The sequence below is a fragment of the Streptomyces fulvorobeus genome, from assembly GCF_013167895.1.
Taxonomy (GTDB): Bacteria; Actinomycetota; Actinomycetes; order Streptomycetales; family Streptomycetaceae; genus Streptomyces; species Streptomyces fulvorobeus.
Map to the genome: position 1 here is coordinate 6,454,994 of NZ_BLWC01000001.1, position 18,898 is coordinate 6,473,891.

Below are 18,898 nucleotides of genomic sequence, written 5' to 3' on the forward strand. Positions count from 1 at the left end.
ATGAGCACGTCCCCCAACAAGTACGTCGAGGCGCTGCGGTCGTCGCTGAAGGAGATCGAGCGGCTCCGTCAGCAGAACCAGCAACTGGTGGCGGCCGCCGAGGAGCCCATCGCCGTCGTCGGGATCGGCTGCCGCTACCCCGGCGGCGTGACCTCCCCCGAGGACCTGTGGGACCTGGTCACCGAGGGCCGCGACGTCATGGGGGGCTTCCCCGCCGACCGGGGCTGGGACCTGGAACGCCTCGCGGGGGACGGCCCGGGCCACAGCCTCGCCCGGGAGGGCGCCTTCCTCTACGACATGGCGGACTTCGACCCGGGATTCTTCGGGATCTCACCCCGTGAGGCCGTCGCCATGGACCCCCAGCAGCGACTGCTGCTGGAGGTCGCCTGGGAGGCTCTGGAGCGCGCCGGCATCGACCCGCTGACCCTGCGCGGCAGCCGCGCCGGCGTGTTCGTCGGCACCGCCGGGCAGGACTACGCCGCGGTCATCAACGCCTCCGACGAGGACGCGGAGCAGTTCTCCACCACCGGGCACGCCGCGAGCGTCATCTCCGGACGGCTCTCCTACACCCTCGGGGCCGAAGGCCCCGCCGTCACCGTCGACACCGCCTGCTCCTCCTCCCTGGTCGCCCTGCACTGGGCGGCGCAGTCCCTGCGCAACGGCGAATGCAGCATGGCCCTGGCGGGCGGCGCCTCCGTGATGTCGACGCCCGGCCCCTTCGTCTCCTTCACCGCGCAGAGCGGATTGGCCGCCGACGGCCGCTGCAAGTCCTTCTCCCTGGACGCCGACGGCACCGGCTGGGGCGAGGGCGCGGCCGTCCTCGTACTGGAGCGGCTCTCCGACGCCCAGCGTGCCGGACACCCCGTTCTGGCCGTGCTGCGCGGCAGCGCGATCAACCAGGACGGCGCCTCCAACGGCCTGTCCGCGCCCCACGGCCCCTCCCAGCGGCGCGTCATCCGGGCGGCCCTGGAGAACGCCCGGCTGACACCCGCCGACGTGGACCTCGTCGAGGCCCACGGCACGGGCACCACGCTCGGCGACCCCATCGAGGCCCAGGCACTGCTGGCCACCTACGGGCAGGACCGCGAACACCCGCTGCGGCTGGGGTCGGTCAAGTCGAACATCGGGCACACGATGGCGGCCTCCGGCGCCGCCGGCGTCATCAAAATGATCATGGCGTTGCGGCACGGTCTGATGCCGCGCAGCCTCCACGCGGGCGAACCCTCCCACGACGTGGACTGGACCACCGGCGCGGTCGAACTGCTCGACCAGCCCGCCCAGTGGCCCGAGACGGGCCGCGCCCGGCGCGCCGCCGTCTCCTCGTTCGGCGTCAGCGGCACCAACGCCCATGTGATCCTCGAACAGGCCCCGGCCCTCCCCGAGACCGCCCCCGCCGACGACAGCGCCGTACCCGCCGTCATCCCCTGGGCCCTCTCCGGCCGGTCCGCCGCCGCCCTGGCCGAGCAGCGCACCCGGCTGCTCTCCTTCATCGAGCGCAACCCCGGCGTGCGGCCCGTCGACATCGGTCACTCCCTCGCCACCGGCCGCTCAGCCTTCGAATACCGCTCCGTCCTGCTGCCCGGCGCCCCCGAGCCCACGCAGATCGCCGAGGGCGTGGCCGACGAGGGACTGCTCGCCGTCCTGTTCTCCGGCCAGGGATCCCAGCGCCTCGGCATGGGACGCGAACTCCACGCCCGGTTCCCGGTGTTCGCCCAGGCATTCAACGCCGCCGCCGACGCACTCGCCCCCCATCTCGACCGACCGCTGCGCGACATCGTCTGGGGAAGCGACCCCGAACCGCTCGACGAGACCCGCTGGACCCAGCCCGCGCTCTTCGCCGTCGAGGTCGCCCTGTACCGCCTCGTCACCTCGCTCGGCCCGGCCCCCGACTTCGTCGGAGGCCACTCCATCGGCGAGATAGCCGCCGCCCACGTGGCGGGCGTCTTCTCCCTGGAGGACGCCTGCCGCCTCGTCGCCGCCCGCGCCTCACTGATGGCCGCCCTGCCCGCCGGCGGCGTCATGACCGCCGTCCGCGCCACCGAGGACGAGATCACCCCGCTGCTCACCGAGCGGGTCTCCATCGCCGCCGTCAACGGACCCGCCTCCGTGGTGATCTCCGGCGACGAGAACGCCGTACAGGACATCGCCGCGCACTTCGAGGCGCAGGGCCGCAAGACGACGCGCCTGCGCGTCTCCCACGCCTTCCACTCGCCGCTCATGGAACCGATGCTCGACGAGTTCCGCGCCGTCGCGCAGAGCCTGACCTACACCGAGCCCCGCATCCCCGTCGTGTCGAACGTGACCGGTCGGATCGCCGACGTCGAGGAACTGTGCTCCGCCGCCTACTGGGTACGGCACGTGCGCGAAGCCGTACGGTTCGCCGACGGCATCGACACCCTCACCGGACGCGGCGTCACCACCCTGCTGGAACTGGGCCCCGACGGCGTGCTCTCCGCCATGGCCCAGGACTCTCTGACCGAGCAGGCGCAGATCGTGCCGCTGCTGCGCAAGGACCGCCCGGAGGAACTCGCCGCGGTCACCGCCCTCGCACGGGTGCACGTGCGCGGCGCCACCGTCCGCTGGTCCGGCCTCTACGAAGGCTCCGGCGCCCAGCGCGTCGACCTGCCCACCTACCCGTTCCAGCGCCGCCGCTTCTGGCCCGCGACCGCCCTCGACACCTCCGGCGACATGCGCGCCGCCGGCCTCGGCTCCGCCGGACACCCCCTGCTCGGCGCCGCCGTCGAACTCGCCGACGGCGAGGGCGCGCTGTTCACCAGCAGGCTCTCCCTGCGGACCCACCCCTGGCTCGCCGACCACGGCGTACGCGGGCGCGCCCTGCTGCCCGGTACGGCCTTCGTCGAACTGGCCATCCGCGCCGGCGACGAGGTCGACTGCGCCCGCGTCGAGGAACTCGCCCTCGCCGCGCCGCTCGCCTTCCCCGAGCACGGCGCCGTCCAGCTCCAGGTACGCGTCGGCGCCGCCGACGCCGACGGCCGCCGCCCGCTCGGCGTCTACTCCCGCGCCGAGGACGGCTTCGACCTTCCCTGGTCCCAGCACGCCGGCGGATTCCTGGCGCCCGGCGCGGTCGGCCCCGACCCCGGCTTCGACGCCACCGTGTGGCCGCCCCCCGGTGCGGACCCCGTCGACCTCGACGGCTGCTACGAACGGCTCGCCGCACTCGGCTTCGACTACGGCCCCGCCTTCCGCGGACTGCGCGCCGCCTGGCGGCGCGGCGACGAGGTGTACGCCGAGGTCACCCTCCCCGAGGACTCCGGCACCGACGCGAGCGCCTTCGGCCTCCACCCGGCCCTGCTCGACGCCGCCCAGCACGCGGCGGCCTTCACCGACCTCGGCGCGATCAGCCGCGGCGGGCTGCCGTTCGCCTGGGAGGGCGTGTCACTGACCGCCTCCGGCGCCACGGCGGTACGCGCCCGCCTCGCCCCCGCCGGCGACGACACCGTCTCCATCGCGATCTACGACACCGCGGGCGGCCCGGTCCTCTCCGTGGACTCCCTCGTCTCGCGCGCGGTCCCCACCGCCGACCTCGACGCCACCGGCCCCATCCACCGCGACTCCCTGTTCCGCGTGGACTGGACCGAAACGAAGGCCCCGGCCCCCGCCGCACCCGACGCGGTCGCCGTGATCGGCACCGACCACCTCGGCCTGGCGGACCACCTGCGCACCGCGGGCGTCCCCGTCGCCACCCACCCCGGTCTGACCGCACTCGCCGCCTCGGACGAACCGGTCCCCGCCGTGGTCCTCCTCACCGCGAACGGCGCACCCGGCACCACGGACGACGGCGTCGTGGCGGCGACCCACGCCCTGGGCGCCACCGCCCTCGCCCACCTCCACCACTGGCTCGACGAGGACCGCTTCGCCGACGCACGCCTGGTCTTCGTCACCCAGGGCGCGCACACCGGCGACGACCTCGCAGCCGCCTCGGTCCACGGCCTCGTACGAACGGCCAGGACCGAGAACCCGGGACGCCTCGGCCTCCTGGACATCGACCCCGGCACGGCCTCTCCCCCTCTGGAGGCCGTGCCGGCCCTCCTGCGCTCCGCACTGGCGGCCGCGTCCGACGAGCCCGACCTCGCGGTCCGCGGCACACAGCTGCTCGCCGCCCGCCTGACCCGCGTCCAGGCCCCCGCCGTGCGCCCCTCCTGGGACGCCGAGGGCACTGTCCTCATCACCGGCGGCACCGGCGGCCTCGGCGGCGTCCTCGCCCGCCACCTCGTCACCGAGCACGGCGTACGCCACCTGCTGCTCGCCAGCCGCCGCGGCCTCGCCGCCGCAGGCGCCGAGGAACTCCGGGACGAACTCGCCGCACAGGGCGCCCAAGTGACCGTGGCACCCTGTGACGTCACCGACCGGACCGCACTGGCGGACCTGCTGGAGACCGTCCCCGCCGACCACCCGCTCACTGCCGTCGTCCACACCGCCGGAGTCGTCGACGACGGCGTCATCGGCTCGCTGACCCCCCAGCGGCTCGACAGCGTGCTGCGCCCGAAAGCCGACGCGGCATGGCACCTCCACGAGCTGACCCGGGACCTCGACCTGGCCGCGTTCGTCCTCTTCTCCTCCGTCGCGGCCACCCTCGGCAGCCCCGGACAGGCCAACTACGCGGCGAGCAACGCCTTCCTGGACGCCCTGGCCACCCACCGGCAGAACCACGGACTGCCGGCCCACTCCCTTGCCTGGGGCCCCTGGACCCGGAGCGTCGGCATGACCGGCACGCTCACCGACATCGACGTCGAACGCATCGCCCGCTCCGGTATGCCGCCTCTGACCGTCCCCCAGGGCCTGGCCCTGTTCGACGCCGCCCTCGCCACGGACACCGCGGCCCTCGCACCCGTACGCCTCGACCTGCCCGTCCTGCGCGCCCAGGGCGACATCCCGCCCCTGCTGCGCGGCCTCATCCGCACCCCGGGCCGCCGCGCCGCCGCCCAGATCTCGCAGACCGCCGGCGGCCTCGCCGAGCGCCTGGCCGGACTGAACGCCGCCGAACGCCGTGACGTCCTCCTCGACCTGGTCCGCGGCCAGATAGCCCGGGTACTGGGACACGCCGACGCGACGGACGTCGAGGCGTCCCGCCAGTTCCAGGACCTCGGCTTCGACTCCCTGACCGCCGTCGAACTGCGCAACGGCCTCAACACCGTGACCGGCCTGCGGCTCCCCGCGACCATGGTCTTCGACTACCCGACCCCGAGCGCCCTCGCCGACCACATGCGCCACGAACTGCTCGGCACCACGGAGGAGACACCTGCGGCGCCGGCCGCCGTCGCCCTGCCCCCGGGCGGCGACGACGCGATCGCCATCGTCGGCATGGCCTGCCGGTACCCGGGCGGAGTGACTTCGCCCGAGGACCTCTGGCGACTCGTCACGGAGGGCGGCGACGCCATCTCCGGCTTCCCCACCAACCGCGGCTGGGACCTCGACGGCCTCTACGACCCGGACCCCGACCACCCCGGCCGCACCCACGTCCGCGAAGGCGGATTCCTGCACACAGCGGGCGACTTCGACCCGGCGTTCTTCGGGATGAGCCCGCGTGAGGCCATGGCGACCGACTCCCAGCAGCGGCTGCTGCTGGAGACGTCGTGGGAGGCGATCGAGCGGGCGGGCATCGACCCAATCTCGCTGAAGGGCAGCGCGACCGGCGTCTTCGCCGGTGTGATGTACAACGACTACGGGCCGCTGCTCACGGGCGAGGAGTACGAAGCCTTCCGGGGCAACGGCAGCGCACCGAGCGTGGCCTCCGGCCGGGTGTCGTACACCCTGGGCCTGGAGGGCCCGGCGGTGACGGTGGACACGGCGTGCTCCTCCTCCCTGGTCGGCATGCACCTCGCGGCCCAGGCCCTGCGGAGCGGCGAGTGCTCGCTGGCACTGGCGGGCGGTGTCACTGTCATGTCCACCCCGAGCACCTTCGTCGAGTTCTCCCGGGCCCGCGGCCTGGCCCCCGACGGCCGCTCCAAGGCGTTCTCCGAGTCCGCCGACGGTGTCGCCTGGTCGGAGGGCGTCGGCATGCTGGTGCTGGAGCGCCTCTCCGACGCCCGGCGCAACGGCCACCAGGTGCTGGCCGTGGTGCGGGGCAGTGCGGTCAATCAGGACGGTGCGTCCAACGGTCTGACGGCGCCCAACGGTCCCTCGCAGCAGCGTGTGATCCGTCAGGCGCTTGCCAGCGGCGGGTTGTCGGCCGGGGACGTGGATGTGGTCGAGGCGCACGGTACGGGCACCACGTTGGGTGACCCGATCGAGGCGCAGGCGTTGTTGGCGACGTACGGGCGGGACCGTGACGAGGGCCGGCCGTTGCTGCTGGGCTCGGTGAAGTCCAACATCGGCCACACTCAGGCCGCCGCCGGTGTCGCCGGTGTCATCAAGATGGTGATGGCGATGCGGCACGGCGTGCTCCCGCAGACCCTGCATGTGACCGAGCCGTCCTCACATGTGGAGTGGTCGGCGGGCGCGGTGGAGCTGCTGACGGAGCCCACGCCATGGCCGGAGGCCGGTCGTGTGCGGCGCGCCGGTGTGTCGTCGTTCGGCATCAGCGGTACGAACGCGCATGTCATCCTGGAGCAGTCGCCGAACATCATCCACGGCGCCGTGGTCGTCGAAGGCACGCCCACGGCGCAGGAGCCGGGCGTGGTGCCGTGGGTCCTGTCCGGCAGGACGCCGGAGGCGCTGGCTGCCCAGGCGGCGCGGCTGCTGTCGGTGGTGGACGCCGAGACGGCTCCCCGTCCGGTGGACGTCGGTTACTCGCTGGTGACGAGCCGGTCGGTGTTCGAGCACCGTGCGGTGGTGCTGGCGGGTGAGTCCGCTGATGCGGTGGCCGCGCTGACTGCTCTTGCGTCCGGTGCTGGGGATGCCTCGGTGGTGTCGGGTGCGGTGGTCGGTGGCAGGTCGGCGGTGTTGTTCTCGGGTCAGGGTTCGCAGCGGTTGGGGATGGGCCGGGAGTTGTACGGCCGGTTCCCGGTGTTCGCGGAGGCGCTGGATTCGGTACTGGTGCTGCTGGACGGCGAGTTGGGCCGTTCGCTGCGTGAGGTGATGTGGGGCGGGGACGCCGAGCTCCTGAACGCAACGGGCTTCACTCAGCCCGCGTTGTTCGCCATTGAGGTGGCGTTGTTCCGCCTGGTGGAGTCGTGGGGTGTCAAGCCCGATTTCGTGGCGGGGCATTCCATCGGTGAGATCGCGGCGGCGCATGTGGCGGGGGTTTTCTCGCTGGAGGATGCCTGCAAGCTGGTGGCGGCGCGGGCGCAACTGATGCAGGCGCTGCCGGCCGGTGGTGCGATGGTGGCGGTGCAGGCGGCGGAGCACGAGGTGCTGCCGCTGCTGGCCGAGCGGGAGGGCCAGGTCTCGATCGCGGCCGTCAACGGCCCCTCGTCCATGGTCATCTCCGGTGACGAGCAGAAGGTCCTGGAGGTCGCGGCGCGGCTGGCGGAGCTTGGGCGCAAGACGACGCGTCTGCGGGTTTCGCACGCGTTCCACTCGCCGTTGATGGATCCGATGCTGGAGGAGTTCCGGACGGTCGCGGAGAGCCTGTCGTATGCCGAGCCGGTCATCCCGGTGGTGTCGAACCTGACCGGGGTGGTGGCGTCGGCCGAGGAGCTGTGCTCGGCCGGGTACTGGGTGCGGCATGTCCGTGAGGCCGTGCGCTTCGCCGACGGCATCCGGACCCTCACCGAACAGGGCGTGACCACGTTCCTGGAACTGGGCCCGGACGGGGTGCTCTCCGCCATGGCGCAGGAGTCCGTGTCCGAGGGGGCCGTGACCGTACCGGCACTCCGCAAGGACCGGGCGGAAGATCCGACGATGCTCGCCGCACTGGCCCAGCTGCATGTGCGAGGCACCGCCGTGGACTGGCTCACCGTGTTCGCCGGTACGGGCGCCGTGCCGGTCGACCTCCCCACGTACCCCTTCCAGCACCAATGGATCTGGCCGGCCGGTTCGCAGACCGACGCCGCCGGTGACGTGCGCGCCGCCGGACTGGGAGCGGCCGGGCACCCGTTGCTCGGCGCGACCGTCGAACTCGCGCAGGGCGAGGGCGCGTTGGTGACAGGGCGGCTGTCCGTCCAGTCGCACCCCTGGCTCGCCGATCACGCGGTCATGGGCCGGGTCCTGGTGCCGGGCACCGCGCTGCTGGAGCTGGCGTTCCGCGCCGGTGACGAGGTCGGTTGCGACCGGGTCGAGGAGCTCACGCTCGCGGCCCCCCTGGTGCTGCCCGAGGACGGCGCGATCCGGGTACAGGTGCGCGTCGGAGCCGCGGACGACGGCGACCGGCGTCCGATCACCGTGCACTCCCGGCTCGACGGCGCCGACGAGCAGCCGTGGACGCAGCATGCCTCGGGTGTTTTGGCGGTGGGTGACCAGGCATCGGCTGATGACTTCGATACAGCGGTGTGGCCGCCTGCGGGTGCGGAAGCGCTGGACGTCGAGGGCTGCTACGAACGGTTCGCGGAGCTGGGCTTCGCTTACGGCCCGGTGTTCCAGGGTCTGCGGGCCGCGTGGCGGCGGGGCGGTGAGGTCTTCGCCGAGGTGGGCCTGCCGGAGAGCGCGCAGGGTGATGCGGCCGCGTTCGGTCTGCATCCGGCTCTGCTGGACTCGGCGCTGCACGCTTCCATGCTCGTCGGTGAGGCGAGCGGCGAGGGCGGTGGTGGTCTGCCGTTCTCGTGGGAGGGTGTGTCGCTCGTCGCGTCGGGTGCTTCCGCGCTGCGGGTGCGGATCGCTCCGGTGACCGGTCGGGACGCGGTGTCGATCTCCGTGGCCGACCTGTCCGGGGCGCCGGTCGCCTCAGTCGACTCCCTGCTCGTCCGCGCGGTGTCGAACGAAGAGCTGAGCGCGGACGCCGCGCTGGCCAGGGAGGCGCTGTTCGGCCTCGACTGGGTTCCGGTGCCGCCGGGCGCCGAGGCGCATGAAGCCGTCGCTCTGATAGGACCCGACACGTTCGGGCTCGTCGACGGGCTCAGCGGAACGGGAGCGAGCGTCGAGACGTACACCGACCTCGCATCTCTGGCAGCCGGTGACGCACCGGTGCCGGGCGCCGTGCTGGTGAGCGTTGCCGGTAGGGACCGGGGCGATGTCGTGGAGTCGGTCCACGCTCTGACCACCGAAGCACTGACGCTCGTTCAGGAGTGGCTGGCCGGCGAACGGTTCGCCGACTCGCGGCTGGTGTTCGTCACCCGTGGCGCGACCGCGTCCGGCGACGAGGACATCACGGATGTCGCCGCCTCCTCGGTGTGGGGCCTGGTGCGCTCCGCGCAGACGGAGAACCCCGGCTGCTTCGGTCTGGTGGACCTCGGCCTCACCGACGACACCTTCGTGCAGCTCGCCCACGCACTGACCGTCGATGAGCCCCAACTGGTCATCCGCGACAACGGAATCCGTGCGGGCCGCCTCGCCCGGCTGGAGTCGGGAACGAGGCTCGTGCCGCCGGCCGGAGTGCCGTGGCGGCTGGACAGCGAGACGAAGGGCAGCCTGGACGGACTGGCCCTGACACCGTTCCCCGAGGTGCTTGAGCCGCTGACCGGCCACGAGGTGCGGATCGAGGTCCGGGCCGCCGGTGTGAACTTCCGCGACGTCCTCAAGGCGCTCGACATGTACCCCGGCGACGCCGGACGCATGGGGCGCGAGGCCGCGGGTGTGGTGACCGAAGTCGGTCCCGAGGTGACGGACCTGATGCCCGGCGACTCGGTCATGGGACTGGTGTCCGGTGGCTTCGGCTCCCTCGTGGTCGGTGACGCCCGGCTGCTCGCCCCCATCCCTGAGGGGTGGTCGTGGGAGGTTGCGGCGTCGGTGCCGTTGGTGTTTTTGACGGCGTATTACGCGTTGGTGGAGTTGGGTGGGGTGCGGCCGGGGGAGAAGGTGCTGATCCATGCCGGTGCGGGCGGTGTGGGTATGGCGGCGGTTCAGGTGGCGCGTCATCTGGGTGCGGAGGTCTTCGCGACGGCCAGTGAGGGCAAGTGGGAGGTGTTGCGGTCGTTGGGGGTGGCGGACGATCACATTGCGTCGTCGCGGTCGACGGAGTTCGAGGGGGCGTTCCGTGCGGTCAGTGGTGGGGGTGTGGATGTTGTTCTGAACTCGTTGGCGGGTGAGTTCGTGGATGCGTCGTTGCGTCTGGTGGGTGCGGGTGGGCGTTTCCTGGAGATGGGCAAGACGGATGTGCGGGCGGCGGGGGATGTGCCGGTGGGGGTGGAGTACCGGGCGTTCGACCTGGGGTGGGTGGATCCGGTGGGGATCCAGCGGATGCTGTCGGTGGTGGTGGAGTGGTTCGGGCGTGGGGTTGTGGAGCCGTTGCCGGTGCGGGTGTGGGATGTGCGCCGGGCGCGGGAGGCGTTTCGGTTCATGAGTCTGGCGCGGCATGTGGGCAAGATCGTGTTGTCGATGCCGCGGGTGTGGGATGCGCGGGGCACGGTGTTGGTGACGGGTGGTACGGGTGGTCTGGGTGGGGTGCTGGCGCGTCATTTGGTGGCGGAGCGTGGGGTGCGGCATCTGCTGTTGACCAGTCGGCGTGGGTGGGAGGCGCCGGGGGCGGTGGAGCTGGCGGACGAGTTGCGGGTGTTGGGTGCGCGCGTTGAGGTGGTGGCGTGCGATGTGGCTGATCGTGAGGCGTTGGCGGGGTTGTTGGCGTCGGTGGCGGTGGAGCATCCGTTGACGGCGGTGGTGCATACGGCGGGTGTGCTGGATGACGGTGTGGTCGGTTCGCTGAGTGCGGAGCGGTTGGCGGGGGTGCTGCGTCCGAAGGTGGACGCGGCGTGGAATTTGCACGAGCTGACCTGCGGCCTGGACCTCGCCGCCTTCGTCCTCTACTCCTCGGTCTCCGGAGTCATCGGAGGCGCGGGCCAGGCCAACTACGCAGCAGGCAACACCTTCCTCGACGCGCTCGCCGCGCACCGGCAGGCCGAGGGCCTGCCGGGCGTCTCGCTCGCCTGGGGCGCCTGGAACCAGGGCGCCGGCATGACGAGCGGTCTCGGAGAGGCCGATCTGCGCCGGGCCGCCGAGGCGGGCATGCCCCTGCTCTCGGTCGACCAGGGCCTCGCACTGTTCGACGCCGCCCTGGCCACCGGCCAGGCCGCAGTGGCGCCCGTACGACTGGACCTGTCCGCGCTGCGTGCCAAGGAAGCCGTCGCACCACTGCTGCGAGGTCTGGTCCGCCCAGGCACACGACGTACGGCAGTCACGGGCCCCGGGACCCGTACGGACGCGGGCCTCGCCGAGCGACTCGGCAAGCTGGAGCGTGCTGAACGGCACGAAGCGCTGCTCACCTTGGTACGGGACCAGGCCGCTCTGGTGCTCGGCCATACGAGCGGGGACGGAGTCGACCCGACGCGCGCGTTCCGTGACCTGGGCTTCGACTCGCTGACCGCCGTCGAACTGCGCAACCGGCTGAACACGACAACCGGACTGCGGCTGCCCGCGACGATGGTCTTCGACTACCCGACCGTCGAGGCCCTGGCTGACCACCTGCTCGACGAACTCGTCGGCCCCGAGCCCGCAGACACGGACGCGACGACGTCCGGACCGGGACTCTCCGAGGCCATGCTCGACGACGATCCGGTAGTGATCGTGGGCATGAGCTGCCGCTTCCCCGGCGGTATCAGCACGCCGGAGGATCTGTGGCGCGTGGTCACGGAGGGCACCGACGTCGTCACCGACTTCCCGGTCAACCGCGGCTGGGACGTCGAAGCTCTCTACCACCCCGACCCCGAGCACATGGGCACCTCCTACACCCGCGCGGGCGGATTCCTGCATGACGCGGGCGAGTTCGATCCGGCGTTCTTCGGGATGTCACCGCGTGAGGCGATGGCGACCGACTCCCAGCAGCGGCTGCTGCTGGAGACGTCGTGGGAGGCGATCGAGCGGGCCGGCATCGACCCCGTGTCGCTGCGCGAGAGTCAAACCGCCGTATTCGCCGGTGTGATGTACGGCGGCTACAACACCAAACTGAGCGGCAAGGAGTTCGAGGGCTTCCAGGGCCAGGGCAGCGCACTGAGCGTCGCCTCCGGCCGGGTCTCGTACACCTTCGGATTCGAGGGTCCGGCGGTGACGGTGGACACGGCGTGTTCGTCGTCGCTCGTGGCGATGCATCTGGCCGCGCAGGCACTGCGCAGTGGTGAGTGCTCGCTGGCCCTGGCTGGTGGTGTCACCGTGATGTCGGTCCCCGACACCTTCGTGGAATTCTCCCGTCAGCGGGGGCTGGCCCCCGACGGCCGGTCCAAGCCCTTCTCCGAGTCGGCCGACGGCGTCGGCTGGTCCGAGGGCATCGGCATGCTCCTCCTGGAGCGGCAGTCCGACGCGCTGCGCAACGGCCACGAGATCCTGGCCGTGGTGCGCGGCAGCGCGGTCAATCAGGACGGCGCGTCCAACGGCATGACGGCGCCGAACGGTCCCTCACAGCAGCGAGTGATCCGCCAGGCGCTCGCGAGCGGCGGACTCTCGCCCGCCGAGGTCGACGCGGTGGAGGCGCACGGTACGGGCACCACGCTGGGCGACCCGATCGAGGCGCAGGCCCTGATCGCGACGTACGGACGCGACCGCGACCCGGAGCGCCCGCTCCGGCTGGGCTCGGTGAAGTCGAACCTGGGACACACGCAGGCTGCCGCGGGTGCGGCGGGTGTCATCAAGATGATCATGGCGATGCGGCACGAGATGCTGCCGCAGACCCTGAACGTGACCGAGCCGTCCTCGCACGTGGACTGGTCCGCGGGCGCGGTGGAGTTGCTGACGGAGCCGACGCCGTGGCCGGAGGCCGGTCGTGTGCGGCGTGCGGGTGTGTCGTCATTCGGGATCAGCGGTACGAACGCGCACGTCATCCTGGAGCAGCCGGCGCGCGTCATCCAGGGAACGGTGGTGACGGGGGCCGAGGCTCCCGTGGTGGAGTTGGGTGTGGTGCCGTGGGTGCTGTCCGGCAAGACACCGGAGGCGCTGCGCGGCCAGGCCGCCAGGCTTCTCTCCTACATCCAGGCACGGCCGGAGCTGCGGCCGGTGGACGTCGGTTACTCGCTGGCCACGGGCCGCTCGAAGTTCGAGCACCGCGCGGTGGTACCGACCGGCGAGCGCACGGAGACGATCCGCGCACTGGCAGCGCTGGCGGTCGGTGAGCCGGATCCGTTGGTGGTGTCGGGTGCGGTGGTCGGTGGCAGGTCGGCGGTGTTGTTCTCGGGTCAGGGTTCGCAGCGGTTGGGGATGGGCCGGGAGTTGTACGGCCGGTTCCCGGTGTTCGCGGAGGCGCTGGATTCGGTACTGGTGCAGTTCGAGGGCGAGTTGGGCCGTTCGCTGCGTGAGGTGATGTGGGGCGGGGACGCCGAGCTCCTGAACGAAACGGGCTTCACTCAGCCCGCGTTGTTCGCGGTTGAGGTGGCGTTGTTCCGGCTGGTGGAGTCGTGGGGTGTCAAGCCCGATTTCGTGGCGGGGCACTCCATCGGTGAGATCGCGGCGGCGCATGTGGCGGGGGTGTTCTCGCTCAAGGACGCGGCCCGGCTGGTGGTGGCGCGGGCGAGGCTGATGCAGGCGCTGCCGGCGGGTGGTGCGATGGTGGCGGTGCGGGCGGCGGAGGACGAGGTGCTGGCGCTGCTGGCCGAGCGGGAGGGCCAGGTCTCGATCGCGGCCGTCAACGGCCCGTCGTCCGTGGTGATCTCCGGTGACGAGCAGAAGGTCCTGGAGGTCGCGGCGCAACTGGCCGAGCTGGGGCGTAAGACGACGCGGCTGCGGGTTTCGCACGCGTTCCACTCGCCGTTGATGGATCCGATGCTGGAGGAGTTCCGGACGGTCGCGGAGGGTCTGTCATATGCCGAGCCGGTCATTCCGGTGGTGTCGAACCTGACGGGGGTGGTGGCGTCGGCCGAGGAGTTGTGTTCGGCCGGGTACTGGGTGCGGCATGTCCGTGAGGCCGTGCGCTTCGCCGACGGCATCCGGACCCTCGCCGAACAGGGCGTGACCACGTTCCTGGAACTGGGCCCGGACGGCGTGCTCTCCGCCATGGCCCGGGAATCGGCACCGGACGAGGCCGTGACAGTGCCCGTTCTCCGTAAGAACCGGGACGAGGAGCTGTCGGCTGTCGCGGCGTTGTCCCAACTGCATGTGTGTGGCGTGGTGGTGGACTGGGCGCGGTTCTTCGAGGGCACCGGGGCGTCGCGGGTGGATGTTCCGACGTACGCCTTCGAGCACCAGATGTTCTGGCCTCGGAGCCTGCGCGGCGGCGCTGATGACGCGGCGGCGGTCGGTCTGGTGTCGGCCGGTCACCCCCTGCTCAACGGTGTAGTGGAGCTGGCCGACGACGAGGGTGTGCTGTTCACCGGCAGGCTGTCGGGGCACTCGCACACCTGGTTGGCCGATCACGCGGTGATGGGCCGGGTCCTGCTGCCGGGCACGGCGTTCCTGGAGCTGGCGATCCGAGCGGGCGACGAGGTCGGCTGCGACCGAGTGGAAGAACTGACGCTCGCCGCGCCGCTCGCCCTTCCGGAGCGAGGCGCGGTCCAGATGCAGGTGCGGGTAGGTGTGGCGGACGAGTCGGGTCGGCGCACCGTCGCGGTCCACTCGCGTCTTGAGGGCGAGGTGGAAGCAGCATGGACCCAGCACGCGACGGGCGTACTCGCCGAAGGGCACCCGGCCGATTCCGCTGCTGATTTCGATGCGTCGGTCTGGCCGCCGACCGGTGCCGACCCCGTCGAACTGGACGGGTTCTACGAGGCTCGCACGGCCGAAGGCTTCGCCTACGGCCCGGTCTTCCAGGGTCTGCGGGCCGCGTGGCGGCGGGATGGCGAGGTCTTCGCCGAGGTGAGCCTGCCGGAGAGTGCGGGGAGCGATGCGGAGGCGTTCGGCCTGCATCCTGCCCTGCTGGACTCTGTGTTGCATGCGGGGTGGTTCTTGGACTCGTCGGGTGAGGGTGGTGGTGTGCCGTTCTCGTGGAGTGGAGTGTCGCTGCTGGCGTCGGGTGCCTCTGCGGTCCGGGTGAGGCTGGTGCGTGAGGTGGGTGGCGCGTTGTCGATCGTGGTGGCGGATCTGTCCGGGGCGTTGGTCGCGTCGGTGGAGTCGCTGGCGATGCGTGCGTTGTCGACGGAGGGTCTGGATGACGCGGCTGGGCTGACCAGGGACGCGTTGTTCCGGCTCGACTGGGTGCCGGTGCCGGCTTCTGCGTCCTCGGCAGGGGAGCCGCAGAGCTTGGCGGTGGCGGGCGAGGACGTGTTCGGCCTGGCCGACGCCCTTCGGGACGCAGGATCCGAGACAGAACTCGCGGCATCTCTCCGCGAGTTGGGCACCAACGGAGCGCAGGTGCCGGATGTGGTGCTGATCCCGGTGGCTGGAGAGTCGACCGATGTGGCTGCTACGGCCCATTCGCTGACGCATCGGGTTCTGGAGCAGATCCAGGAGCGGCTGTCGGACGAGAGGTTCGCGGAGTCCCGCTTCGTCTTTGTGACGCGGGGCGCGGTGGGTGGTTCGGATGTGGCGGCGGCCTCGGTGTGGGGTCTGGTGCGGTCGGCGCTGTCGGAGAATCCGGGTTGCTTCGGTCTGGTGGATCTGGATCCGGCGGGACCGGTCACGCTTCCTTCGATCGCGCTGAGTGCGGATGAACCGCAGGTGATCGTGCGGGACGGTGGTGTTCTGGTCGGTCGGCTGGTCCGCAGGGCGGCGGGCGAGATCGCGGCGGGGCCGGTGTGGGGTGGTGACGGCCGTGTGCTGATCACTGGTGGTACGGGTGGTCTGGGCGCGGTGGTGGCCCGTCATCTGGTGACGGAGCACGGTGTGCGCCGTCTGTTGCTGGTCAGCCGTCGGGGCCTGGGCGCCGAGGGCGTCGAGGAGTTGGTGGGTGAGCTGTCGCAGCTGGGTGCCGAGGTGGTGGTCGAGGCGTGCGACGTGGCCGACCGTGACGCGCTCGTGGACCTGCTGGCACGCCACAGTGTCTCCGCGGTGATTCATGCGGCCGGTGTGCTGGACGACGGTGTGGTGGGTTCGCTGACGCCGGAGCGGCTGGATGCCGTGTTGCGGCCGAAGGTGGATGCGGCGTGGAATCTGCATGAGCTGACCCGTGGTGCTGGGTTGTCGGCGTTTGTGGTGTTCTCGTCGGTCGCGGCGATGTTCGGTAGTGCGGGGCAGGGCAATTACGCGGCGGGCAATGCGTTTTTGGATGCGTTGATGGAGCGTCGGCGGGCGGAGGGTCTGCCGGGTGTGTCGTTGGCGTGGGGTCCGTGGGAGCAGTCCGGTGGGATGACCGGGACTCTGGCGGAGGCTGATGCCGAGCGGATGGCTCGTGCGGGTGTGCCGGCGTTGTCGGTGGCGTTGGGTGTGGCGTTGTTCGATGCGGCGTTGGCTGCGGGTGATGCTGTGGTGGCGCCGGTGCGGTTGGATCTTGCGGTGTTGCGGGCGCTGGGTGATGTTCCGGTGCTGTTGCGGTCGTTGGTCCGGGTGCGGTCGCGTCGTGCGGTTGCTGCGGTGGGCGGGGTGGCTGCGGGTCTGGTGGAGCGGCTGTCGGCGCTGACGGTGGTGGAGCGCCAGGAGGTGTTGCTGGACCTGGTGCGTGGGCAGGTCGCGCTGGTTCTGGGGCATGCGGACGCCAATGCGGTCAACCCGGAGCGTGCCTTCCGCGAGCTGGGCTTCGACTCGCTCACGGCCGTCGAACTGCGCAACCGGCTCAATACAGCAAGCGGGTTGCGTCTCCCGGCCACGATGGCCTTCGACTACCCGACCGTTCAGACACTCGTTGACCACCTGCTCGACGAACTGCTGGGATCGGACGCGACGGTTGTTGCACCGGTCGCGACGCGCACGGCTTCGGTGGCCGACGACCCGATCGTGGTCGTGGGCATGAGCTGCCGGTACCCGGGCGGGGTGACCTCACCCGAGGATCTGTGGCGACTGGTCACGGAGGGGGCGGATGCTGTTTCCGGCTTCCCGACCAATCGTGGCTGGGACGTCGACGGGCTCTACAACCCCGACCCCGACCACATGGGTACCTCGTACACGCGCCAAGGCGGGTTCCTGCACACGGCAGATGAGTTCGACCCGGCGTTCTTCGGGATGAGCCCGCGCGAGGCGCTGGCGACCGACTCCCAGCAGCGGCTGCTGCTCGAAGCGTCGTGGGAGGCGATCGAGCGTTCCGGGATCGACCCGGTCTCGCTCAAGGGCAGCGACACCGGCGTGTTCGCAGGTGTCATGTACAGCGACTACACCTCTCTGCTGGGCGGCCCGGAGTTCGAGGGCTTCCAGGGAGGCGGAAGTACGAGTCTGGCGTCGGGCCGGGTGTCGTACACCCTGGGTCTTGAGGGCCCGGCGGTGACGGTGGACACGGCGTGTTCGTCGTCGCTGGTGGCCATGCACTGGGCGATGCAGGCGCTGCGCAGCGGTGAGTGCTCGCTGGCCCTGGCCGGTGGTGTGACGGTGATGTCGACCCCGACGGTGTTCGTCGACTTCTCCCGGCAGCGGGGTCTGTCACCCGATGGCCGGTGCAAGGCGTTCTCCGAGTCGGCCGACGGTGTCGGCTGGTCGGAGGGTGTCGGCATGGTGGTGCTGGAGCGGCAGTCCGACGCGGTGCGCAACGGTCACGAGATTCTGGCCGTGGTGCGGGCAGTGCGGTCAATCAGGACGGTGCGTCCAACGGTCTGACGGCGCCCAACGGTCCCTCGCAGCAGCGTGTGATTCGTCAGGCGCTTGCCAGCGGCGGGTTGTCGGCCGGGGACGTGGATGTGGTCGAGGCGCACGGTACGGGCACCACGTTGGGTGACCCGATCGAGGCGCAGGCGTTGTTGGCGACGTACGGGCGGGACCGTGACGAGGGCCGGCCGTTGCTGCTGGGCTCGGTGAAGTCGAACATCGGCCACACCCAGGCCGCCGCCGGTGTCGCCGGTGTCATCAAGATGATCATGGCGATGCGGCACGGTGTGCTTCCGCAGACGCTGCATGTGGACGCTCCGTCCTCGCACGTGGACTGGTCCGCGGGCGCCGTGGAGCTGCTGACCGAGTCGACGCCGTGGCCCGAGACCGGCCGTGTCCGACGCGGGGCGGTGTCGTCCTTCGGGATCAGTGGTACGAACGCGCACGTGATCCTGGAGCAGCCGGCGCACGTCATCCAGGGAACAGTGGTGAAGAGGCCCAAGGCTCCCGTGGTGGAGCTGGGTGCGGTGCCGTGGGTGCTGTCCGGCAAGACGCCGGAGGCGCTGCGCGGCCAGGCCGCCAGGCTGCTGGCTTCGATGGAGGAGCGGCCGGAGCTGCGGCCGGTGGACGTCGGGTACTCGCTGGCCACAGGCCGGTCGAAGTTCGAGCACCGTGCGGTGGTGCTGGCGGGTGAGTCCGCTGATGCGGTGGCCGCGCTGACTGCTCTTGCGTCCGGTGCTGGGGATGCCTCGGTGGTGTCGGGTGCGGTGGTCGGTGGCAGGTCGGCGGTGTTGTTCTCGGGTCAGGGTTCGCAGCGGTTGGGGATGGGCCGGGAGTTGTACGGCCGCTTCCCGGTGTTTGCCGAGGCGCTGGATGCGGCTCTGGCTGTACTGGGTCCGCTGCTGGAGCGCCCGCTGCGTGAGGTGATGTGGGGCGAGGACGTCGAGCTGTTGAACGAGACGGGCTTCACTCAGCCGGCGTTGTTCGCCATCGAGGTGGCGTTGTTCCGGCTGGTGGAGTCGTGGGGTGTCAAGCCCGATTTCGTGGCCGGGCATTCCATTGGTGAGATCGCGGCGGCGCATGTGGCGGGGGTGTTCTCGCTGGAGGATGCCTGCAAGCTGGTGGCGGCGCGGGCGCGGCTGATGCAGGCGCTGCCGGCCGGTGGTGCGATGGTGGCGGTGCGGGCGGCGGAGGACGAGGTCCTGCCGCTGCTGGTCGAGGGTGTGTCGATCGCGGCCGTCAACGGCCCCTCGTCCATGGTCATCTCCGGTGACGAGCAGAAGGTCCTGGAGGTCGCGGCGCGGCTGGCGGAGCAGGGGCGCAA

General features: G+C 71.3%; 2 protein-coding genes (1 of these 2 only partly in view). Both read left to right on the forward strand.

Going from position 1 to position 18,898, the window contains the following annotated elements:
* Window positions 1–17,586 (forward strand): type I polyketide synthase, encoded by a 17,586-nt coding sequence (locus Sfulv_RS31010; RefSeq protein ID WP_256669184.1) that lies wholly within the window; start codon window positions 1–3, stop codon window positions 17,584–17,586.
* Window positions 17,583–18,898, forward strand: the start of a protein-coding gene (locus Sfulv_RS28920; RefSeq protein ID WP_256669307.1) for a type I polyketide synthase. 13,849 nt of this gene lie beyond the right edge of the window; 1,316 of the gene's 15,165 nt are visible here — the first part of the coding sequence; it begins with the start codon at window positions 17,583–17,585; its stop codon lies off the right edge, out of view. The genes Sfulv_RS31010 and Sfulv_RS28920 overlap by 4 nt, the downstream gene beginning before the upstream one ends.

Coding starts and splice junctions, on each gene's coding strand:
- Sfulv_RS31010 (WP_256669184.1), top strand. CDS start 1: ATGAGCACGTCCCCCAACAAGTACGTCGAGGCGCTGCGGTCGTCGCTG.